Source organism: Nonomuraea sp. NPDC049655 (assembly GCF_044465465.1).
Taxonomy (GTDB): domain Bacteria; phylum Actinomycetota; class Actinomycetes; order Streptosporangiales; family Streptosporangiaceae; genus Nonomuraea.
This window is the reverse complement of record NZ_JBITLS010000002.1, coordinates 206,056-226,574: the sequence shown is the minus strand read 5'-3', so window position 1 is coordinate 226,574 and position 20,519 is coordinate 206,056. Positions and strand designations below refer to the sequence as shown.

Annotated in this window: 20 protein-coding genes; 10 read left to right on the top strand and 10 right to left on the bottom strand. The window is 72.3% G+C overall.

The annotated features are described in order from the left end of the window. Positions 1 to 8: 8 nt before the first annotated feature. Both ACIBQ6_RS06340 and ACIBQ6_RS06335 read right to left on the bottom strand, forming a co-directional pair. The gene (locus ACIBQ6_RS06340; RefSeq protein ID WP_397210499.1) at positions 9 to 1,958 is read right to left on the bottom strand and encodes a hypothetical protein; all 1,950 of its coding nucleotides are present in this window, start codon (positions 1,956 to 1,958) and stop codon (positions 9 to 11) included. 176 nt (positions 1,959 to 2,134) lie between these two features. Beyond that, positions 2,135 to 2,932 (bottom strand): IclR family transcriptional regulator, encoded by a 798-nt coding sequence (locus ACIBQ6_RS06335; RefSeq protein ID WP_397161899.1) that lies wholly within the window; start codon positions 2,930 to 2,932, stop codon positions 2,135 to 2,137. 161 nt (positions 2,933 to 3,093) lie between these two features. Between ACIBQ6_RS06335 and ACIBQ6_RS06330 the strand changes: the two genes are divergently transcribed. The 4 genes from ACIBQ6_RS06330 to ACIBQ6_RS06315 are packed head-to-tail and all read left to right on the top strand — an operon-like array spanning position 3,094 to position 7,189. After that, positions 3,094 to 4,431, top strand: a complete 1,338-nt coding sequence (locus ACIBQ6_RS06330; RefSeq protein ID WP_397210498.1) for an aspartate aminotransferase family protein — start codon at positions 3,094 to 3,096, stop codon at positions 4,429 to 4,431. After that, positions 4,418 to 5,599, top strand: coding sequence for a mandelate racemase/muconate lactonizing enzyme family protein (locus ACIBQ6_RS06325; protein WP_352356031.1), 1,182 nt, complete (start codon positions 4,418 to 4,420; stop codon positions 5,597 to 5,599). Before ACIBQ6_RS06330 ends, ACIBQ6_RS06325 begins: the two co-directional genes overlap by 14 nt. Next, positions 5,589 to 6,431, top strand: coding sequence for an amidohydrolase family protein (locus ACIBQ6_RS06320; RefSeq protein ID WP_352356029.1), 843 nt, complete (start codon positions 5,589 to 5,591; stop codon positions 6,429 to 6,431). The genes ACIBQ6_RS06325 and ACIBQ6_RS06320 overlap by 11 nt, the downstream gene beginning before the upstream one ends. Then, positions 6,428 to 7,189, top strand: coding sequence for an SDR family oxidoreductase (locus tag ACIBQ6_RS06315; protein ID WP_358301143.1), 762 nt, complete (start codon positions 6,428 to 6,430; stop codon positions 7,187 to 7,189). The genes ACIBQ6_RS06320 and ACIBQ6_RS06315 overlap by 4 nt, the downstream gene beginning before the upstream one ends. Positions 7,190 to 7,251: 62 nt before the next feature. Here the strand turns inward: ACIBQ6_RS06315 and ACIBQ6_RS06310 are convergent, their stop codons facing one another. Beyond that, positions 7,252 to 7,833, bottom strand: a complete 582-nt coding sequence (locus ACIBQ6_RS06310; RefSeq protein WP_397210497.1) for an HD domain-containing protein — start codon at positions 7,831 to 7,833, stop codon at positions 7,252 to 7,254. 115 nt (positions 7,834 to 7,948) lie between these two features. Between ACIBQ6_RS06310 and ACIBQ6_RS06305 the strand changes: the two genes are divergently transcribed. Genes ACIBQ6_RS06305 through ACIBQ6_RS06290 form a run of 4 tightly spaced genes read left to right on the top strand, consistent with a single transcriptional unit; the run spans position 7,949 to position 11,714 of the window. After that, positions 7,949 to 8,230: a metal-sensitive transcriptional regulator gene (locus ACIBQ6_RS06305; RefSeq protein ID WP_352356023.1), complete on the top strand. Its 282-nt coding sequence runs from the start codon at positions 7,949 to 7,951 to the stop codon at positions 8,228 to 8,230. A 22-nt stretch (positions 8,231 to 8,252) separates the two neighbouring features. After that, positions 8,253 to 8,465, top strand: a complete 213-nt coding sequence (locus tag ACIBQ6_RS06300) for a copper ion binding protein (protein WP_358301136.1) — start codon at positions 8,253 to 8,255, stop codon at positions 8,463 to 8,465. After that, positions 8,462 to 9,445 (top strand): hypothetical protein, encoded by a 984-nt coding sequence (locus ACIBQ6_RS06295; RefSeq protein ID WP_397210496.1) that lies wholly within the window; start codon positions 8,462 to 8,464, stop codon positions 9,443 to 9,445. The genes ACIBQ6_RS06300 and ACIBQ6_RS06295 overlap by 4 nt, the downstream gene beginning before the upstream one ends. 28 nt (positions 9,446 to 9,473) lie before the next feature. Then, positions 9,474 to 11,714 carry a heavy metal translocating P-type ATPase gene (locus ACIBQ6_RS06290; RefSeq protein WP_397210495.1) on the top strand — a complete coding sequence of 747 codons (2,241 nt, stop codon included), beginning with the start codon at positions 9,474 to 9,476 and terminating at the stop codon, positions 11,712 to 11,714. 142 nt (positions 11,715 to 11,856) lie between these two features. Here the strand turns inward: ACIBQ6_RS06290 and ACIBQ6_RS06285 are convergent, their stop codons facing one another. The 4 genes from ACIBQ6_RS06285 to ACIBQ6_RS06270 form a co-directional block, all read right to left on the bottom strand. Next, complete coding sequence (locus tag ACIBQ6_RS06285; protein WP_397210494.1) at positions 11,857 to 12,804, bottom strand: NlpC/P60 family protein; 948 nt, start codon at positions 12,802 to 12,804, stop codon at positions 11,857 to 11,859. Positions 12,805 to 13,037: 233 nt separating this feature from the next. Continuing rightward, positions 13,038 to 13,526, bottom strand: a complete 489-nt coding sequence (locus ACIBQ6_RS06280) for a universal stress protein (RefSeq protein WP_352356013.1) — start codon at positions 13,524 to 13,526, stop codon at positions 13,038 to 13,040. Positions 13,527 to 13,558: 32 nt separating this feature from the next. Next, positions 13,559 to 14,998: an MFS transporter gene (locus ACIBQ6_RS06275; protein WP_397210493.1), complete on the bottom strand. Its 1,440-nt coding sequence runs from the start codon at positions 14,996 to 14,998 to the stop codon at positions 13,559 to 13,561. A 1,264-nt stretch (positions 14,999 to 16,262) separates the two neighbouring features. Next, the gene (locus ACIBQ6_RS06270) at positions 16,263 to 16,859 is read right to left on the bottom strand and encodes a DUF4396 domain-containing protein (protein WP_397210492.1); all 597 of its coding nucleotides are present in this window, start codon (positions 16,857 to 16,859) and stop codon (positions 16,263 to 16,265) included. 344 nt (positions 16,860 to 17,203) lie between these two features. On the opposite strand from ACIBQ6_RS06270, the gene ACIBQ6_RS06265 reads away from it, so the two are divergent. Then, complete coding sequence (locus ACIBQ6_RS06265) at positions 17,204 to 17,497, top strand: hypothetical protein (RefSeq protein WP_397210491.1); 294 nt, start codon at positions 17,204 to 17,206, stop codon at positions 17,495 to 17,497. A gap of 38 nt (positions 17,498 to 17,535) precedes the next feature. On the opposite strand, the gene ACIBQ6_RS06260 is transcribed toward ACIBQ6_RS06265, so the two are convergent. The 3 genes from ACIBQ6_RS06260 to ACIBQ6_RS06250 are packed head-to-tail and all read right to left on the bottom strand — an operon-like array spanning position 17,536 to position 20,026. Next, positions 17,536 to 18,486: a M56 family metallopeptidase gene (locus tag ACIBQ6_RS06260; protein WP_397210490.1), complete on the bottom strand. Its 951-nt coding sequence runs from the start codon at positions 18,484 to 18,486 to the stop codon at positions 17,536 to 17,538. Further along, positions 18,483 to 18,857, bottom strand: coding sequence for a BlaI/MecI/CopY family transcriptional regulator (locus ACIBQ6_RS06255; protein WP_357972372.1), 375 nt, complete (start codon positions 18,855 to 18,857; stop codon positions 18,483 to 18,485). Before ACIBQ6_RS06255 ends, ACIBQ6_RS06260 begins: the two co-directional genes overlap by 4 nt. Before the next feature lie 26 nt (positions 18,858 to 18,883). Continuing rightward, a complete protein-coding gene (locus ACIBQ6_RS06250) occupies positions 18,884 to 20,026 on the bottom strand; it encodes an NAD(P)/FAD-dependent oxidoreductase (RefSeq protein WP_397210489.1) in 1,143 nt (380 codons plus the stop codon). Between the two features lie 150 nt (positions 20,027 to 20,176). On the opposite strand from ACIBQ6_RS06250, the gene ACIBQ6_RS06245 reads away from it, so the two are divergent. After that, positions 20,177 to 20,386, top strand: a complete 210-nt coding sequence (locus tag ACIBQ6_RS06245) for a heavy-metal-associated domain-containing protein (protein WP_358301112.1) — start codon at positions 20,177 to 20,179, stop codon at positions 20,384 to 20,386. Positions 20,387 to 20,519: the final 133 nt, after the last annotated feature.

Genomic DNA, 20,519 nt, shown 5'->3' with positions numbered 1-20,519 from the left:
GTGGTTCCTTACAGTGCGAGGGTGTCGGCGATGAGGACGCGGGGGCCGGCGGGCGGGAAGGCGCGCTCGACGCCCTCCTCGGTGCAGCCGGTGTGCACCAGGACGGTGGTGGCGGTCAGGTCGAGCCGGCCGCCGGTGAACCGGGAGCCGGTGGCGCGCCAGCGGTTGTCGCCGGTGGCCTGCTCGACGCGGGTGCCGGTGGCCGTGCAGGCGGCCAGTTCCCAGGTCAGGACGCCCGGACCGGCGGCCCGGCCGAGCGAGGCGTTCTCCAGCGTGACGCCCTCCAGGCGCAGCCGCTGGTCGCGCACGGCGCTCAGCTCGACGCGCACGCCGTCGAGCCGGCCGCCGCTGATCACGACGTCCGCCGAGCCCACCGAGACCTTGCCCGCTCCGCTCAGGACGCAGCCGGTGAAGCGCAAGGGGCCGGAGCCGCGCAGGGTGGCGCCGTCGAGACCGGTGATGGCGCACTCCTTGAAGTGCAGCGCGTTGCTCACCGGCGTCTGCACCAGCACCTGCTCCTTCGGCAGCTCGAAGGAGCAGCCCTCGATGACGTTGGGCCGGCCGGAGCGGTTGGACCGCTGGCCGATCGCGACGGTCCTGGCCGAGCAGCCGCGCATGTGCAGGCCGTCGGCGTTCACCTGGAGCGTTCCCGCCGGATCGAACGTCGAGCGCGGGATCACCCGGACGTCCTCCAGCGTCAGGTCGGTGATCTTCGTTCCGGCGACGAACCACGAGCACAGGTGCTTGCGCACGGTGATGCGCTTGGCGCTGGTGCCCCAGAGTGCGCCGCTGTTGGCGATGTCCATGAGGCCGGAGTTGCCGGTGAAGACCAGGTCGTGCTCGTACTGGCCGTGGGTGGTGAAGGGGTTGCCGCCCTCGTCGTCGCCGTCGCCGTGGCAGTTCTCGACCGTGCAGTAGGCGCTGGCGGTGAAGTCGTTGAGATGGCGGACGTTGGAGGTGGTGCAGTCGGCGACGTGGCCGTACAGGCAGTAGATCTGCTGGGTCAGGTAGCCGGCTCCGCCGTACATGACGGTCGGGGGGTTCTTCAGGCTGCAGCGCTCGGTGCGGAAGTGGGTGCACCAGCGTCGCATGATCACCGGCCAGAAGCTGCCGGTGGCGTGCACGTCCTCGACGTCGCAGTGGACGGCGTACTCGTAGGCGATCGGGTGCGAGCCGGTGTACTCGTCGCCGCCCGGGGCCGCCTCGAAGCGCAGGTCGCGCACGTGCACGCGCTCGACCGGCCGGACCAGCGTCCAGGTCAGCGTACGGCCGGCGGCCAGCTCCCAGCCGTTCTTGTAGTTGACCCGGACGTGCCGGCCGTCGACGACCTGGGTGATCTGGACCAGGCGCTGGAGCTCGCGTTCGTACGTGCCGGCCAGCGCGTCGACCTGCACGGCCCACCACTGGCCGACCTGGAACTGCCGGGAGTCGACCTCGAAGACGTCGGCCAGGTCGGGGAGCGTGGCCGTGAGCGTGCCGGTGACGGTGGTCCCGGTCCGCTCGCCCTGGAAGAACAGGACCGCGCCGAAGGGGTTGTCGTGGGAGTTCTTCTCGATGCCGGCGGTGGTCATGGTGTGGCCGCCGAAGTCGAGCACCAGGCCGGAGCGCCGGAAGGTGTGGCGCTTGACGAAGTTGAGGTCGGTGTGGGCCTCGATCCTGGAGACGGCGGGGTCGCCGACCATGGCCTCCAGGGCGGCGTCGGCGGGGGTCTTGTCGTCGAAGACGCCGAAGGCGCGGAAGTCGAGGCAGCCGTCGTGCAGCTGGATCCAGCGGCCCTTGGGCGCGGAGCCGAGCACGGTGCCGCCGTTGGCGGGCGTGGTGGAGGCGGCGTCCCAGCGGACGAGCTTGCCGCCGCCGTCACCGGCGCGGTGATAGCCCGCGACACGCAGCAGCGTGCCGTCGGCGAGTCGGGAGGCGTCGAGCGCGAGAAGGCGCGCGACGTCGGCTACATGGTTCATGGGGGGAGGCCTTCGGGAGCGGGGTGATGGGAAGGCCGGGCGACGTGCGAAGGCGGGCAGGCGGCGGTGCTGCGGCCCAGACGTCCGGCGCCGGGGGCCGCGGCGCTCGGAGTCGGATCTTCGCCCGAAACGATTGGCGAGGACGCTAGACAGTGGATGAGGCATCTGTCAAGCCGTCACGTGGCATGCCCGAGATGCTGGGAGATCATCGCCGCCGTCTCTCTCACCTCCCGGCCGAGCTCCTGGTAGCGCCAGGCGGGCAGGTCGCGCTTGAGCGAGGTGATGCTGATCGCGCCGACGCAGGCGCCGGTGTGGTCGCGCAGCGCGCTGCCGATGCAGAAGATGCCGTCGGCGTCCTCCTCGTCGTCGACCGCGTAGCCGAGTTCCCTGACCGTCTTCAGGTGGGCCAGCAGCAACGGCAGCTCGGTGATCGTGTTGCCGGTGCGGCGCGGCAGGCCGACGTGGCCGACGACCCTGGCGACCTCCTCGTCGTCCATCTCGGCCAGCAGCGCCTTGCCCAGCCCGGTGCAGTGGGGCAGCTCCCTGGTGCCCATCCGCAGGTCGACCTGGATGCGCTCGCCGTTGCTCACCTGGTCGACGACGACCGCCTGGCCGGCCTCGGGCACCGCGAGCCTGGAGTTCATCCCGGTGCGTTCGGTGAGCGCGACCAGCGCGGGGCGGGCCACGTCGCGCAGCGAGAGCTGCTCCTGGGCCCTGGCGCCCAGCCTGGACAGCGCCATGCCCAGCCGGTAGCGGCGGTTCATGCCCTCGCCGTCGTCGGCGACCAGGCTGTAGCCGCGCAGCGTGTAGAGGGTGGCGAAGGCGGCGCTCTTGCTCAGCCCGCAGGCCGCGGCGACCTCGGTCACGCTCATGCCGCCACCCGGCCCCACGCGGGACAGGACCTCCAGCACCTCGGCGGCGCGGGCGACGCTGCGGACCCAATATCGCGATTCCTCAGCAGCAGTGTTCGTCACAGCCGAACAGCTTAGCGGAATTCATCGTTGACCCCCACCCAATCTCGTGTTTCAATCTCCCTCGTCTGTTCGGTATTGCCAAACACTGTTCGGAATTTGTGGCGGACGATCAGCGCTTCCCAGGCCGGGCCGGGCCGGGAGGCGCGTCGGAGGAGAGAGATTTGAAGCACCTAGCCGAGCGCGCACGCCAGGTCATCCCCGGCGGCGTGAACAGCGGGCAGCGCAGCATTCCGGGGCTCACCGACCTGGTGATCACCCATGCCGCCGGCGCCCGCTTCCGCGACTCGCAAGGACGGGAGTTCGTCGACTACCACGCCGCCTTCGGCCCGCCGCTGCTCGGCCACAACGACCCCGACGTCGGCGCGGCCGTCGCCGAGGCCGGCCGCACGGTGGACCTGTGCGGCGTGGGCGTCACGGCCGGCGAGGTCGAGCTCGCCGAGACGCTGGCAGAGCTCGTGCCGAGCGTGGAGAAGGTGCTCCTGACCAGCACCGGCAGCGAGGCCACCTTCCACGCCCTGCGCGTGGCCAGGGCCGCGACCGGCCGCCGGCTCGTGGTCAAGTTCCAGGGTTGCTACCACGGCTGGCACGACGCGGTCAGCCTCAACGTGATCTCCGCGCCGGAGAAGGTCGGCACCCACGACCCGATCTCGACCGGCATCCTGCCCGAGGTGCTGCAGGCCACGCTGGTCCTGCCGTTCAACGACCCCGAGGCGGTACGCCGGGCGTTCGCCGAGCACGGCGACGACATCGCCGCCGTCATCCTGGAGCCGGTGCCGCACAACGTCGGCTGCCTGCTGCCCGAGCAGGAGTTCCTGCAGACGCTGCGCGACGAGTGCACCAAAGCGGGCAGCGTGCTGATCTTCGACGAGGTCATCACCGGCTTCCGCCACCACCTGGGCGGCTGGCAGGCGATCTGCGGGATCACCCCCGACCTCACCACCATGGGCAAGGCGATCGCGAACGGCTACCCGGTGGGCGCGCTCGGAGGCCGCGCCGATCTCATGGAGCTGTTCAGCTCGCGACCGGGCGGCCCCGCCTTCTTCGCCGGCACCTACAACGGCCACCCCGCCGTCGTGGCGGCCGCCCTGGCCACGCTGCGCAAGCTGCGCGAGGAGCCGGTGCACGAGCACGTCTTCCGCCTCGGCGAGCGGATCAGGACCGGCCTGGCCGAGGTGTTCGCCTCGCTGGACATCCCGGCGCTGGTCGGCGGGTACGGCTCGGTCTTCGTCGGATATTTCATGACCGGACCCGCCCGCACCTACGACGACCTGCTGCGCAATGATGCCAACATGTTCATCGGGTACCGCCGCCGGCTGCTGGAGCACGGCGTCTTCGAGCTGCCACTGAACCTCAAGCGCAGCCACGTCTCCTACGCCCACACCGACGCCGACGCCGACCACCTGCTGGAGGCGGCCGCCACCGCGGCCAGGCTCGCCCGCGGCGACGTGCTCGACCTGACCGACGTCAGCACCATGGGCGGCGCCGATGCTCACCGTTGACACCAGCCGCCCGGCCGGCCCCGCCGGCCGGATCAGCCGCGTCGAGACCCTCTCGCTGGGCACCGCCTGGCGCGACTTCTCCTACGTGCGCATCCACACCGACGAAGGGCTGAGCGGCATCGGCGAGATCACCCACCCCTACCGGGGCCGGGAGACCTGCTCGCTGACCGAGGCCATGGCCCAGCGCCACCTGATCGGTGCCGATCCCTTCGACGTCGAGGAGATCTGGCTGCGGATGTACCAGGGCGACTTCCTGCGCGGCGGCGACGTCGGCGGCATCGTCGTCTCCGGCGTCGACCAGGCGCTCCACGACATCATGGGCAAGGCGCTGGGCGTGCCCGTCTACCGGCTGACCGGTGGCGCCTGCCGCGACCGGGTGCGGGTCTACGCCAACGGCTGGTACACCGGCGAACGCGACCCGCAGGTGTTCGCGGCCAAGGCCAAGGAGGTCGCCGCCCGCGGCTACACCGGGCTGAAGTTCGACCCGTTCGGCGCCGGGCTGGGCGAGTTGTCCCGGGCCGAGCTGCGGCTCTCGGTGGACATCGTCGCGGCGGTCCGCGAGGCCGTGCCCGACCTCGACCTGTTCGTCGAGGGGCACGCCCGGTTCGCGATGCCGACCGCCGTCCGGCTCGTGCGCGAGCTGGAGCCGTTCGACCTCGGCTGGTTCGAGGAGCCGCTGCCGTGGACGCACATCGAGCGCTACGCCGAGCTGCGCGCCCGCGCCGCCATGCCCATCTCCGGCGGCGAGCACTTCCACAACCGCTACGAGTACGCCCGGCTGTTCGCCACCGGCGCGGTCGACATCATCCAGCCCGACCTGTCGATGGCCGGCGGGTTCACCGAGATCAGGAAGCTGGCCGCGCAGGCCGACGTGCACGCCATGCTCGTCGCCCCGCACAACTCCAACTCCCCGCTGTGCACCACGGCCTCCGTGCACGCCGTGCTCGGCATGCCGAACCTGCTGGTCCTGGAGACGTTCGACGGCATGCTGGAGCCGTACGTCTTCGACGCGCTGAAGGGCGTGCTGCCGGTGGTCGACGGGCACGTCGGCCTGCCGGAGCGGCCCGGCCTCGGCGTCGAGCTGGCCGACGAGGTCTTCGCCGAGCACCCGCCGTCCCACCGGTTCTGGAACATGTTCAAGGAGGGCTGGGAGAAGCGTGATCGTTGACGTCCACTCCCACCTGTTCAGCTGCCCGGACGACGTCGGCGACCCGTTCGCGGCCGAGTCCGCCCGCGCGCACGGCGGTCACGTCGACCTGACCGTGCGCTGGGCGGACTACGCCGCCACCTCGCCCGCCGGCACCCGTACCGTCGTGGTGGGCGGCAAGGCCAGGCGGTCGGGCCTGTGGGTGGACGACGCCGCCGTGGCCGCCTACGCCGGCGAGCACCCCGACCGGCTCATCGGCTACCTGTCGCTCGACCCCACCCAGCCCGGCTGGCGCGACGAGCTGGAACACGGCCACCGCGACCTGGGGCTGCGCGGCATCAAGCTCATGCCGATGTACGCCGGTTTCGACCCGGCCGCGCCCGAGCTGGACGACCTGTACGCCTACGCCGCCCGCCACGGCCTGCCGCTGCTGGTGCACACCGGGACCACGTTCGTCTCGGCCGCGCCCCTGCGCTACGCGCTGCCGGTGCACCTGGACGAGGTCGCCATCAGGCATCCCGAGCTGCGCATGGTCCTGGCCCACCTCGGCCACCCGTACGAGGGCGAGTGCATCGCGGTGATCCGCAAGCACCGCCACGTCTACGCCGACGTCTCCGCCCTGCACTACCGCCCCTTCCAGCTCTGGCACAGCCTGCGCCTGGCCCAGGACTACGGGGTGTGGGGCAAGCTGCTGTTCGGCAGCGACTACCCCTTCACCACGGTGGACGCCTCGGTGGCGGGGCTGCGCGCGGTGGGCGCGGTCCCCGGCATCCCCGGTCTGCCGCCCCTGGACCGGGAGGAGATCGAGAAGCTGATCCACCGCCCGTCGCTCGACCTGCTGGGGCTGTCATGACCGAACTGGCCGTGGTCACCGGGGCCGCCAGGGGCCTCGGCCAGGCCATCGCCGCGCGCCTGACGGCCGACGGCTACCGGGTGATCACCGTCGACCGGCCGGGCGCGGGCTGCGCCTACGACTTCGACCTGGCCGACACCGAGGGCCTGGCCGGGCTGGCCGACGCGGTCCGCCGCGACCACGGGCCGATCCACGTCCTGGTCAACAACGCCGGGGTGGCCCGGCTCGAACACTTCAACGAGATCACCGTGGCCGGCTGGCAGGCCGTCATGCGGGTCAACTGCGACGCGCCGTTCTTCCTGGCGCAGCGGGTGGCCGAGCACATGATCGCCGACGGCGTGCGGGGGCGGATCGTCAACGTCTCCTCCAAGAACGGCCTCATGGCCGAAGCCGGGCTGGCCCACTACAACGCCTCCAAGGGCGCCCTGGAGCTGATCACCCGCTCGCTCGCCGCCGAGCTGGGCGCCCATGGCATCACCGTCAACGCCGTGGCGCCCGGCATGATCGCCACCCCGATCGACGGCGACTTCCCCTTCGACCGCGCGGCCTTCGAGGCGGCGTGGGAGGAGCGCATCCCGCTGCGCGGCGGGTACGGCAGGCCGGACGACGTGGCCGGCGCGGTGGCGTACCTGGCCTCGGAGTCGGCCCGCTACGTCACCGGCTCCACCCTGGTCGTGGACGGCGGCGTGCTGGCCGACCAGATGCCGCGGACGCGGTTCATGACGCCGTACCGGAACTCGTTGCGGCCCGGTTCCTGACCTGCGGCGTCGCCGGGGCTCGGGTCAGCCGCCGGGACCGGGATCAGTCGCCGGGGCTCGGGTCAGCCGCCGTCCAGCGGGTTGGCGGCGATCCGCCCCGCGACGTCGTTGCGGACCGACGCCGCGGCGGCGCTGTCCGGCTTGCGCCTGGCCTGGTCCTCGAAGCAGGCCAGGAACTCGGGGCCGAAGCCCAGCCTGGGATAGCGGGCGAGCAGCTCCGCCCGCGCGTCCGGCGCGAACTCCTCGGGCCGCCGCCCGACCACGTCCCAGCTCGTGGCGACCTGCAGCAGGTGGGACTCCGGGTCGTCGGCGGCGGACACGTCGGCGCGCATGTGCAGCCTGATGATCTCGGCGGCCCGCTCGGCGCGCTCGGCCGGCCAGCCGGCCGCCGTGCCGAACACCCAGGCGAGCTGCCCGCCCGCCTCCTCGAACGGCAGCCGGTGGCTGTCGAAGGGCTCGGTCAGCCCCATGTCGTGGAGCAGCGCCGAGACGTAGTAGAGCTCGTCGTCGAAGGCGATGCCGTGGGCCGCGCCGTACATCGCTCCCCACAGGTAGGCGCGGACGCAGTGGTTGAGCAGCGCGGGCGAGCAGTGACGACCGGCCACCGACAGCGCCGCGGCGGCGGCGGGAGTCTCCGGGAACATGCCTTCAGCCTTTCACCCGGCCACCGGATCTCGTCGGCAGGGGCCGCCACTTGCCTTCTGGATACCATAGGGGGGTATAGTGTCTTCAACGGCAATGAGCCGAAGGAGGGCTGACATGGCTGGACACGGCAGTGGCAAGCAGGACCAAGGGATGCGGTTGCGCCGCATCGAGGGGCAGGTCCGCGGCCTGCAGCGGATGGTCGAGGACGACAAGTACTGCATCGACATCCTCACCCAGGTGTCGGCCGCGACCAGCGCCTTGAAGTCGTTCTCCCTGTCGTTGCTGGAGGACCACCTGGCCCACTGCGTCGCCGAGGCCACCGCGAAGGGCGGCCCGGAGGCCGAGGCCAAGGTCAAGGAAGCCTCCGACGCCATCGCCAGACTTGTTCGTTCCTGACCGGATTGAAGGAGAGACCGATATGAGCACCACCACCTACACCGTCAAGGGCATGACCTGCGGCCACTGCGTCAGTTCGGTCAAGGAGGAGGTCGGCGAGGTCGCCGGGGTGACCGGCGTCGAGGTCGATCTGGCCTCCGGCCTGCTGACCGTCGAGAGTGACAGCCCGATCGACGCGGCGAAGATCGTCGCCGCCGTCGAGGAGGCCGGGTACGAGGTGGCGAACCAGTCGTGAACACCGCAGCCAAGCTCGGCTCCTACGCCCTGGGGCTGGCCGTCGTCTTCGGCGGGGCCCTGGGCGCCGGCAAGGTCGTGGGCCCGGTCGGGGCCGCTCCCGCCGCCGACCACAGCGCCATGACGACCCCCGCGGAGACCGCGCAGAGCGCGGGCCACAACCAGCACACAGCCCAGCAGACGACGACGAAGAAGAACGATACCCCCGGGGGGCTCCAAGTGTCCGAGAACGGCTACACCCTCAACCCGCTCACCACGTCGCTCAAGCCCGGCGAGCCCGCGGACTTCCGTTTCTCCGTGACCGGCCCCGACGGCCGCCCAGTCACCGACTACCAGGTCCAGCACGACAAGAAGCTGCACTTCATCGTGGTCTCCCGCGACCTGGGCAGCTTCCAGCACGTCCATCCGGAGATGTCGGCCGACGGCATCTGGTCGGTCAAGGTCACCTTCCCCGAGGCGGGCGGCTACCGGGCCTTCGCCGACTTCGCGCCGACCGGCGGCGCGGCCCTGACGCTGGGCGCCGACCTGGCCGTGGCGGGCGACTACCAGCCCAAGCCGCTGCCGGAGACCGGCCGCGTCTCCAAGGTCGACGGCTACGAGGTCACCCTCGACGGCGACCTGACGCCCGGCCAGGCCGGCAAGCTCACCCTCAAGGTCAGCAAGGACGGCAAGCCGGTCACCGACCTGCAGCCCTACCTCGGCGCCTTCGGCCACCTGGTCGCCCTGCGCGGTCGTGACCTGGCCTACCTGCACGTCCACCCCGACGGCGAGCCGGGCGACGGCAAGACGCAGCCGGGCCCCGAGATCGTCTTCTACGCCGAGGTGCCGAGCGGCGGCGACTACCGCCTGTTCCTGGACTTCCAGCACGAGGGCGAGGTCCGTACCGCCGACTTCACGCTCGCGGCCGGGCCGCGGCCCGCCACTCCCGCCAGCCCCGACGCGTCGGCGACGCCCGCCGGGCACGGCAACCACAGCCACTGAGAAAAGCCACTGGGAAAGGGGAACGGTGATGACCTCTGTCACCGATGACCGGCAGAACGCGGTCGAACTCTCGATCGGCGGCATGACCTGCGCCTCGTGCGCCAACCGCATCGAGCGCAAGCTCAACAAGATGGACGGCGTGACCGCCACGGTCAACTACGCCACCGAGAAGGCGAAGGTCACCTTCCCCGAAGGCGTCGATCCGCAGCAGCTGATCGCCCAGGTGGAGGCGGCCGGCTACACCGCCGCGCTGCCCGCGCCGCCCCGGACCGAGGGCGAGCCGGGCGAGCGGGAGCCGGAGGACGAGCTGCGTCCGCTGCGCAGCCGGTTGATCACCTCGGTGGTGCTGGCGGTGCCGGTGATCGCGATGGCGATGATCCCGCCGTTGCAGTTCACGAACTGGCAGTGGATGTCGCTGGTGCTCACCGCGCCGGTCGTCGTCTACGCCGGCTGGCCGTTCCACAAGGCCGCCTGGACGAACCTGCGCCACGGCGCGGCCACGATGGACACGCTGATCTCGGTCGGCACCATCGCCGCGCTCGGCTGGTCGCTGTGGGCGCTGTTCTTCGGCACGGCCGGCACCCCGGGCATGACCCACCCCTTCGCGTTCACGATCGAGCGCACCGACGGGTCGGGCAACATCTACCTGGAGGCCGCGGCGGGGGTGACCGCGTTCATCCTGGCCGGCCGCTACTTCGAGGCCCGCTCCAAGCGCCGGGCGGGCGCCGCCCTGCGCGCCCTGCTGGAACTGGGCGCCAAGGACGTCGCGGTGCTGCGCGACGGCGTGGAGACCCGCATCCCCAGCGACCGGCTGGCCGTGGGCGACCGGTTCGTCGTGCGGCCCGGCGAGAAGATCGCGACCGACGGCGTGATCGAGGAGGGCACCTCGGCGGTCGACGCCTCGATGCTGACCGGTGAGTCGGTGCCCGTCGAGGTGCGTCCGGGCGACACGGTCACCGGCGCCACCGTGAACGCGGGCGGCCGGCTGGTCGTCCGCGCCACCCGGGTCGGGGCCGACACGCAGCTCGCCCAGATGGCCAAGCTGGTCGAGGACGCCCAGACGGGCAAGGCGCAGGTGCAGCGGCTGGCCGACCGCGTGTCGGGCATCTTCGTCCCGATCGTGATCGCGCTGGCTCTCGGCACGCTGGGCTTCTGGCTCGGCACCGGCGACGGCGTCGGCGCGGCCTTCACCGCCGCGGTGGCCGTGCTGATCATCGCCTGCCCGTGCGCGCTCGGCCTGGCCACCCCGACGGCGTTGCTGGTCGGCACCGGCCGGGGCGCGCAGCTCGGCATCCTGATCAAGGGCCCCGAAGTGCTGGAGTCCACCCGCCGCATCGACACGGTGGTGCTCGACAAGACGGGCACCGTCACCGAGGGCCGGATGACGCTCACCGGCGTGCACCTGGCCGACGGCGAGGACGAGGCCGAGGTGCTGCGCCTGGCGGGCGCTCTGGAGCACGCCTCCGAGCACCCGATCGCCCAGGCCATCGCCAAGGGCGCCGCCGCCCGCGTCGGCGACCTGCCCACCCCCGAGGACTTCGCGAACGTCGAGGGCCTCGGCGTTCAGGGCGTCGTCGAGGGGCACGCGGTCCTGGTGGGCCGGCCGAGGCTGCTGGAGGAGTGGTCCCAGCATCTGCCATCCGACCTGGAACGCGCTCTGCACGCCGCCCAGGCGGGCGGCCGGACCGCCGTCGCGGTCGGCTGGGACGGCAAGGCCCGCGCGGTGCTGGTGGTCGCCGACGTGATCAAGCCCACCAGCAAGGAGGCCATCCAGCAGCTCCGGGCGCTCGGTCTCACCCCGGTCCTGCTGACCGGCGACAACGAGGCCGTGGCGAGGACGGTGGCCGCCGAGGTCGGCATCGACGAGGTGATCGCCGAGGTGCTGCCCGCCGACAAGGTCGACGTCGTCAAGGAGCTCCAGGGCGAGGGCAAGGTCGTGGCGATGGTCGGCGACGGCGTCAACGACGCGGCCGCGCTCGCCCAGGCCGACCTGGGCCTGGCCATGGGCACCGGCACGGACGCCGCCATCGAGGCGTCCGACCTGACCCTGGTCCGCGGTGACCTGCGGGTGGCCGCCGACGCGATCAGGCTCTCCCGCCGGACGCTCGGCACCATCAAGGGCAACCTGTTCTGGGCCTTCGCCTACAACGTGGCCGCCCTGCCGCTGGCCGCGCTCGGCCTGCTCAACCCGATGATCGCGGGGGCCGCGATGGCCTTCTCCAGCGTGTTCGTGGTCAGCAACAGCCTCCGGCTGCGCCGCTTCAAGTGAGCAACGGCCTCAAGTGAAGAGGGCTCCGGGCACGACGCCCGGAGCCCCTTTCGCGTACCCGGCCCGTGCACAGCCGGAGCACACCCCTGCTCACCCCGCTCGCCGGGCCCGCCGCCGACGCGCTGACGGCGGCCGTCGCCGGTCAGGGGCGGACCGCGCCGAGCAGCCGGGTGCGCCAGTAGTCGTCGAGGTCGACCACCTTGACGACGTCACCGGTCTGGGGCGCGTGGACCATCTTCCCGTTGCCGGCGTACATGCCCATGTGGCCGAGCCCCTTGCTGAAGAGCAGGTCGCCGGGCTGCAACGCGTCGAGCGAGACGCGTCTGCTCGCGCCCCAGGCCCATTGCGTCCAGGTGGTGCGGGGCAGCTCGACGCCCGCGGTGCGCCAGGCGGCCTGGGTGAGGCCGGAGCAGTCGTAGGAGCTCGGGCCCTCGGCGCCGTACTGGTAGGGCTTGCCGACCTGGGCGAAGGCGAACTGCAACGCCAGGCGGGCGTTTCCGGAGGCCGAGCCGGTGTACCTGATGCCGGCGCTGTTCGGATCGCCCGCCCGGAAGGCGCCCAGCCTGCGCAGGAGCTTCGTCTGCGCCTTGACCAGCTTGTCGACCTTCGCCTTCTCCGCCCGCACCTTGTCGCGCGCCGCGTCGGCCTCGGCCAGGACGGTCCGGGCCTCGTCGCGCCGGGCGCGCAGGTCCTTGGTGGTCGCCTGGAACGCCGCCAGTTTCGCCGCTCTGGCCCGGGAGATCTGCTCCAGGGCGGCCATGCCGCTCAGCACCTCGTCGGGGGTGCCGTCGGCGACGAAGCGGCCCCAGGTCGTGAGCGGGCCCGACTGGTAGTCGCTGACCACCGCCGAGACGAGGTCTCTGCGTAACCCGTCCGCCTGGGCGTTCTTGCGCGCGACCTCGGCGTTGAGCGCGTCGTACTTCTGCTTGGCCTTCTTGTGCGCCTCGGTCGCCTGGTTGTACTGCTCGACCACCTCGTCGGCCCGCTCGTTCAGCTTCACCAGCCTGGCCTTGGCCTTGGCGGGCGACGGATCGGCCGAGGCGACGCCCGGGATGGAGACCGCCGCGACCGCCGCAAGTGTCACGGCCACTGCCGCTCGCCCCAGCCTCGTCGCCACGACCACTACGATGCCTCCTCGTACGCCTCCATGCCTGAGGCGGAATAGTACCGAAGGTCGCCCTGCTTGTTGGCATTTCGTCCGTACTATCCGGCGTAACAGGCCGTCATTCCGGCTCGTGGGGGGATACGCACGCCAGGTCCGGCGCGTTCACCGGAACGCCGAAACGCCCGGCTCCGATGGGAGCCGGGCGTCTCTCGGCGACCTCAGCGGGCCGCGCGGTGCTCGGCGGCGCGACGGGCGTCGGCCAGCGGCTTGGACGGGACGATCAGCGTGGGGCGCGCGGTGGCGTGCATGACATGGGTGGACGTGCTGCCCGACAGCAGCGCCCGCAGCCCCTGCCGGCCGCGCGAGCCCAGGACGATCAGCGAGGCGTCGACCTCCTCGGCGGCGTCGACGATGGCGGCGGCGACGACCTCCTCCGGGACCGAGGCGACCCGCGGCTCGGCCCGCAGCCCGAGGGAACGGGCGAGGTCGGCGCCCTCGGCGGCCAGCCGTTCCGAGGCGTCCATGGTCCTGGCGTCGATGTCCCGCAGGTCCTCCAGGGCGGGATGCCCTTCGAGGTGGGCGGCGAGGCTCTCCAGGGGCTGACGGGCGTACAGCACCACCGCGGACGCGCCGGGGAACAGCCGGGCGGCCTCCTCGACGGCGTGGCGGGCGTCGGGTGAACCGTCGTAGGCGATGAGGATGGACATGGGGATCTCCTTCGGAGCTGTGAGCGTCGAGGTCAGCCGCGGGTGGCGGCGGTGGTCTCGGCGGTGTCGGCGGCCTCGGCGGGCGCGGCGCCCCGCGAGCGGAGCGTCAGCGCGGCGATCAGGGCGCCGGCGACCGCGATCCCGGCGGCTCCCACGAAGGCCGAGGAGAAGCCGTCGGTCAGCGCGGGCAGGTTCCCGAGCTGGGCGGCGCCGTTGGCGGCGGCGACGGCCGTCATGGCGGCCAGCCCGAGGGCCGAGCCGACCTGGTAGCTGGTGTTGACGATGCCGGAGGCCAGGCCGCCCTCCTCGGGACGGGCTGAGGAGATGGCGGTGCCGAGCGAGGGGATGAAGGCCAGCGACATGCCGAGCGCGGCCACCAGGCTGGCGGGCAGGACGTCGACCGCGAAGCTGCCCTCGGGGCTGATCAGCGACAGCCAGCCCATCCCGACCGCGAGCAGGACCAGGCCCGCCACCGTGACGGCCTTGGGCCCGAACCGGTTGATGGCGCGCGGCGCCAGGACGATCATGCCGAGCATGATGAGGACGGTCATCGGCACCAGGGCCGCGCCGCTGGGGAAGGCGCTGTAGCCGAGGACCTGCTGCAGGTAGAGGTTGAGGAAGAACCACATCGGGATCCAGGCCCCGCCGAGCAGGAGCTGGGTCAGGTTGGCGGCGGCGAGGTTCGGCGTACGGAAGATCGACAGCCTCATCAGCGGCTCGCGGCGGCGGGCCTGGATGGCGAGGAAGGCGATGAGCAGCGCGATCGCGGCGGCCAGCACGCCCCAGGTCTGGGCGGAGCCCCAGCCGACCTCGGGCGCCCGGACGACGGCGTAGACGGCCGCGCCCAGCCCGGCGGTGACGGTCAGCGCGCCGAGGACGTCGATGGAGCCGCGCTGGGACTGGCCGGCGGGCATCAGCGGGCGGGTGGCGAAGAGCGCGACGAGCGCGATCGGGATGTTGATGTAGAAGACCCAGGGCCAGCTCAGGTACTCGGTGATGACGCCGCCGAGGAACACGCCCGCGGTGCCGCCCGCCGGGGCGGCCGCGCCGTACAGGGCGAGGGCCTTGGTGAGCTCCTTGGGGTCGTGGCCGAACAGCATCATCAGCAGGGTCAGCGCGGACGGGGCGATCAGGGCCGCGCCGACGCCCTGGACGGCACGTCCGGTGAGCTCGACCCACACCTCGGGGGCGATGCCGGCGACGAGCGAGCCGGCGAGCAGGATGAGCCAGCCGGCGCCGAACAGCTTGCGTGCGCCGAACAGGTCCGAGAGCCGGCCGCCGAGCAGCAGGAGCCCGCCGAAGGCGACGACGTAGGCGTTGAAGACCCACGACAGGTTCTCCTGCGAGAAGCCGAGGTCTTCCTGGATGCGGGGGAGGGCCACGCCGATGATCGACGTGTCCATGATGACGATGAACTGGGCCGTGGCGATCAGGGCCAGGGCGGTCCATCGCCGGGGGGATGGTGCGGACATGAGCATTCTCCAGCGCTACGCCGTACCCCGGTGGGGATGCGGGCGGGTCTTTGGGGTTCCTCGAAAATACCGGTAGGGGGTATCTGGCGATGAACATACATACACCGGGGGGGTATCTGTCAAGTCCGCACGCCGGAGACCGTCCGGGCGGCACTGCCTGACGGCGGGCCCACGTGCGCCGGCAATGCCTGAGGACGACCGTGCGACGACAGCATTCCCGCAGCTCCGACGGCCTATGGCGAGGCGTCGGGGGGTGACGCGTCACGGGGCAGGGACGCGCAAGTGACACATGCACGGGGCTGGGTGTGCGGGACGTGCCGGGGCGAGGGCGTGCGGGATGCGTCGGAGGGCGGTGGGATGGGGGTGGGCCGGGCGATGTGCCGGGCGGGGGTATGCGGCACGCGAGGGGGCCGGGTGCGCGGGCCGGGCCGCGCCTCCATGCCTCCCCCTCGCAGCCATATACCCCCCGCATTCCGGCCCCCGCATTCCGGCCCCCGCATTCCGGCCCCCGCATTCCGGCCCCCGCATTCCGGCCCCCGCATTCCGGCCCCCGCATTCCGGCCCCCGCACTCCGGCCCCCGCACTCCGGCCCCCGCACTCCGGCCCCCGCACTCCGGCCCCCGCACTCCGGCCCCCGCACTCCAGCCCACACATCGTGGCCCCCCGTATGCCAGGGGTATGCGGAGCGCGCCAGGGGCTTGGGGGTGCGGGGGCGGGGTATGCGGAACGGGTCGGCGGACCGGGGTGTGCAGAGGAGGGGTATGCGGGGTGCGCCAGGGGGCCGGGGGTATGCGGGACTGGGTATGCGGGCGCGTCAGGGGCAGGGGGTATGCGGGCTTGGCATGCCCGGGCAGATGGGTCTGCGGGTTGACGCGTCGCAGGTGGCGTCGCGTCGGGGGATCGCCACGCGCTTTTGGCGCGGTGTCGGGGGGAGCCAGTGGCGGCGCGGGAAATGCCCGCTCGTGGCTGTGAGGCGGGGTATGCCGGGGTTGCTGTGCCCTCCTGGATCGGCGGTGGATGGGTCCGCGATGGCGCCAGGGAAATGCCCGGTCGGGGCGGTGAGCCGGGCCTCATGTCGGGGTTGCCGCGATCTCCGGGGGCGGCGTCGAAGCTGGCCTGTGTGGGGCCGGCCTGTGCGGTCGGAGAGGGGCCGTCATGGGGGCGGGGCGGGTGTCTGTGAGCGGGCCCGCCTCTCGTCCGGGATCCGTCGGCGATCGCGGACGGCGGGCGGGTCGGCTCGTGTCGTGCCTGGGGTGGTGTCCTGTCAGTGGCCCTGGTGGCCCTGGTGGCCCTGGTGGCCGTGATGGCCCTCGTGTCCCTGATGGCCCCCGTGGTCGTCGTGACCTTGGTGGCCGCCGTGGCCCTGGTGGTACTGGTGGATCACGGCGTGACCCTTGCCGCGGGAGATCAGCCACTTGTTCACCGGCGTCGTCAGCAGGAACGCCACCAGCAGCGACCCGGCCAGCGCCACCCAGAACAGCCAGTTGCCCAGCCCGGCGTCCATGGCGCCCGGCACGGTCACCATCACGGTGTTGTCCAGCACCTCCATCACCGCGATCGAGATGGTGTCGGCCGCCAGTGCCACCTTCAGCGCCGACTTGAAGTCCACCCCGGCACGCAGGACGCCGCGCATGGTCAGCGCGTAGCCGAACACGAAGGCCAGCGCCACCGAGAGGATCACGGTGGCGAGGTTGGACAGGCCGAGCGCGGTGCCGATCACCATGCCGAGCACTTCGCCGATCGCGCATCCGGTCAGGCAGTGCAGGGTCGCCTGGGCGGCCATGGCCCACGTGGCGGCGGGCGGAGCGGCGTGCTGGTGCTCCGACGAGGAGGAGGGAGGGTGATGTCCACTATGGTCCATGGTGATACTCCTTAGGTGGGGTGACCGATTTTAGGGGTATGGGGTATGCCGGTAAAGAGGGAGGTAAGCCTCCTGTCAGCGGCATGGGGGCGAAGAGGCAGGTCCGGGACCAGCTCGGCTCGGATGGCTGGCCTACTATTCTGCATAGTAGACCCGAGCAGTCCGACGCCATCCGGACGCCTCGGGAACAGCCCGGCCGCCGCCCCCGTTCGGGCGGGCATGAGCAGGCGGGAGCACGGCGGCGCGGTGTGGCTGCGCCGGACCGTGCCCTGCCGCTCCACGGAGATCCGGCCCGGCCCCGCGCGCTGACCGCCGGGAACCCCTCCGTACCCGTGGAGCAGGTGATGTCGCTGTTCGTCCAGGCTTTCGTCACGCTGCTGGTCATCTTCGACCCGCTGGCGGCCATCCCGATCTTCCTCACCCCTTACCAGGAGCCAGGACCCGGCGGGCCGCCGCCGTACGGCCAGGGTCTCCGTGCTGGTGGCGGCCGGCATCAAGGACAACGGCATCAAGGACAACGGCATCAAGGACAACGGGCTCAACCTGGTCGCCCGGGGATGGGGCTGCTGGCCGCGGCCATGGCGGTGCAACTGGTCGCGGCGGCCGTGCGGCACTGGGCGCGCTGGGGCGTCGTCTGACCCCGTCCGGCCACCTGGCTACTAGGGGCAGTAGTACGTCAGAGCGACAGCAGCGAGTGGCAGTGGTGGGCCAGGAACGAGCCGACCCCCGGCGCCAGCGCCACCGCCGCCGGCCCGCCGAGCAGCGCGCTGACCGCCAGCAGCCCGGTCAGCCGTTCGCGGCGGCCGAGCGGCTGCTCGGGGCCGAGCAGCCGGCGTACGCGGCTGAGCGCCGTCTCCCCGCCCGCCCCGAGCGTGAACGCGGGCGCGCGCCCGGTGGCCAGGCTGACCAGCGCCGCGGCGATCTGGGCGCGCGGGTGGCGGCGGGCCGCGACGTCGTCGGCGAGCAGCTCGACCAGCCGCGCGATCTCGGTCCTGGCCCGCTCGAACAGCGGCACTCTGGGGAACGCCCGGACCAGGGCCTCGGCCCCGGCCAGCACCAGATGATGACGGCCGCGCAGGTGCGCCCGCTCGTGCGCCAGCACGGCGGCGATCTGCTCCGGCGTCAGGGCCCGCAGCGCGCTCGTGGTGATGACCGTCTGAGCGCGCCGGCCCGGCACGCAGTACGCCAGCCGCTCGTCGTAGTCGATCACCACCACGCCCAGCTCGGCGTCGCGCCGCCCGAGCAGCCGCAACATGGCGGCGTGCCGGCGACGTTCCACGGCGGCCCGCACCAGCACCGTCACGCCGCACCAGAGCACCCTGGACAGCACCGCGCCGGCCGCCAGCATGGCCGCGAACCCCATCCGGGACACACTGGAGCCGTCGCCGAGCATGTCGGCGCACGCCTCGAACAACCCCGCCAGCCCGTGGCCCACGATCTCGGCCGGCACGGCGAAGGCCAGCGCGGCGAGCACCGCCGAGGCGACCACGGACGCCGCCCCCGCCTGCCACAGCGCGATCGCCAGCCGCGGCGCCCGGTCGGACCACTTGGCGGCCCGCTGCCCCAGCACGGGCGGCCAGACGGCCGCCGCCACCGTGTAACAGGCCAGGACGACGGCGGCGATCATGCGGGACGGCCCCGGTGCGGGTAGACCTGAAGGGCCGCCTCCAGCGCCGCGGCCTCCTCGGGGGTGAGCCGTTCGAGGAAGTGCACGAGGGTGGCGGCCTGGTTGCCGCTGCCCGCGAGCGCGCGGCGCATCAGGTCGGCGGTGTACGCCTCCTTGGAGGCGACCGGTTCGTAGACGTAGGCGCGGCCGACGGCCTCGCGCCGGAGCATGCCCTTGGTGTGCAGCTTGTCCATCACGGTCATCACCGTGGTGTAGGCGATGGTCCGCCGCTGCTTGAGGTCTTCGAAGACGTCGCGGACCGAGGCGGGACGCCGCCTGGCCCACATCCAGTCCATGATCGTGGATTCGAGCTCGCCAAGGCCACGCATCATGCCGGTCATGCTACCCGCGGTCGTAGTCAGATCGCCTCGCCCGCGGCGATGGACCGCTTGAGCCTGATCAGGTCCTTCGGCGCGTTGACGGCGACCGCGCCGACCAGCACGCCGTCGCGGGCGAAGGCCACGGCGAAGCGGTCCTCCTCCGGGTCGCCGGCGACGACGCGCGCCTCGTCGGCCAGGTGGGGCAGGCCGGCCGTCTGGATGCGGGCGCCGTGCACGTGGGTGGCGAAGTTGGGCACGTCCGCGAACGGCTGCGCGTCGTCGGGCCCGGCCAGCAGGTTGCGGGCGGCCACCGCGCCCTGCTCGTTGGCGTTGGACCAGTGCTCGACGCGGATCAGGGCGTCGCCGTACAGGCGGTGCGGCCAGCGGGCCACGTCGCCCGCCGCGACGACGTTCACCGAGCCGGTGGCGTACAGCGTCGGCTCGCACAGCACGCCGTCGTCCACGGCCAGGCCGCTGCCGTCCAGCCATTCGGTGTTGGGCGTCACGCCCATGCCGCCCACGACCAGGTCGGCGGACAGCACGCGGCCGTCGCCGAGCCGCACCTGGCCGCCGGTCACCTCGGTGACGCGCACACCGGTGACGAGTTCGACGCCGTTGCGCTCGTGGTGCCCGGCCAGCCAGCGCGCCGCCTGCGCGCCGAGGCCCGCGTGCATGGGGTGCGGGCCGGAGTCGACCAGGGTGACCTTGCGGCCGAGCTGCCTGGCCGTGGTCGCCACCTCGCCGCCGATGAACCCGCCGCCGATGACCAGCACGTGCTCGTGGCCGGAGTCCAGCTCGGCGCGTAGGGCCAGGGCGTCCTCAAGGGTGCGCAGGGTGTGCACGCCGTCGAGCCGCCTGGGACGGGCGCCGCTCGCGACGACCAGGCCGTCGTAGCCGAGCTCGGCGCCGTCGTCGAGGACGACCGTGCGGTTGCCGGCGTCCAGGCGCACCGCCTGCCTGCCGCGCAGCCAGTCGTCGCCGAGCTCTTCGGCGCCGGGGAGCGTGACGTCCTCGTCGCCGCGCAGGACGCTCTTGGACAGCGGCGGCCGGTTGTACGGCAGGTGCGCCTCGGCACCGACCAGCGTGAGCTCGCCGTCGAAGCCCTCCCGGCGCAGGGTCTGGACGGCGCGCAGCCCCGCCAGCGAGGCGCCGACCACGACGATCTTGTCAAGGGTTCTCATGCGAGGCAACGATACCGGGAGGGGGTATAGGTGAGGCAATGTGACGCGCGTCTCACATACCCCTCCGGTGTATGGCTTGCCTTTACGCAAGATCGGGCGTACGTTCTCTTCCGACATACCCGGCCGGGGTATAACGAGAGGAGCGAGGCGATGAGCACGAAGACCTACACGGTGTCCGGAATGACCTGCGGCGGCTGCGCGGGCACCGTCAAGACCGAGATCGGCAAGGTCGCCGGGGTCTCCTCGGTCGACGTCGAGCTGGCCACGGGGCAGGTGACCGTCACCTCGACCGACGCCCTCGACGACACGAAGATCAGGGACGTCGTCGAAGAGGCGGGCTACGAGCTGGTGGCCGGCTGAGCCGTCGAGACCACCGAAGCGGCGCCGGGCCGACCCCGGCGCCGCTTCGGCATGCCCGGCGCTGATCCCGCCGCCGGTTCGGGCTTGGTCGGCGGGAGCGGCGCCGGGCCGGTTCAGGGCCGTTCAGTGCCGA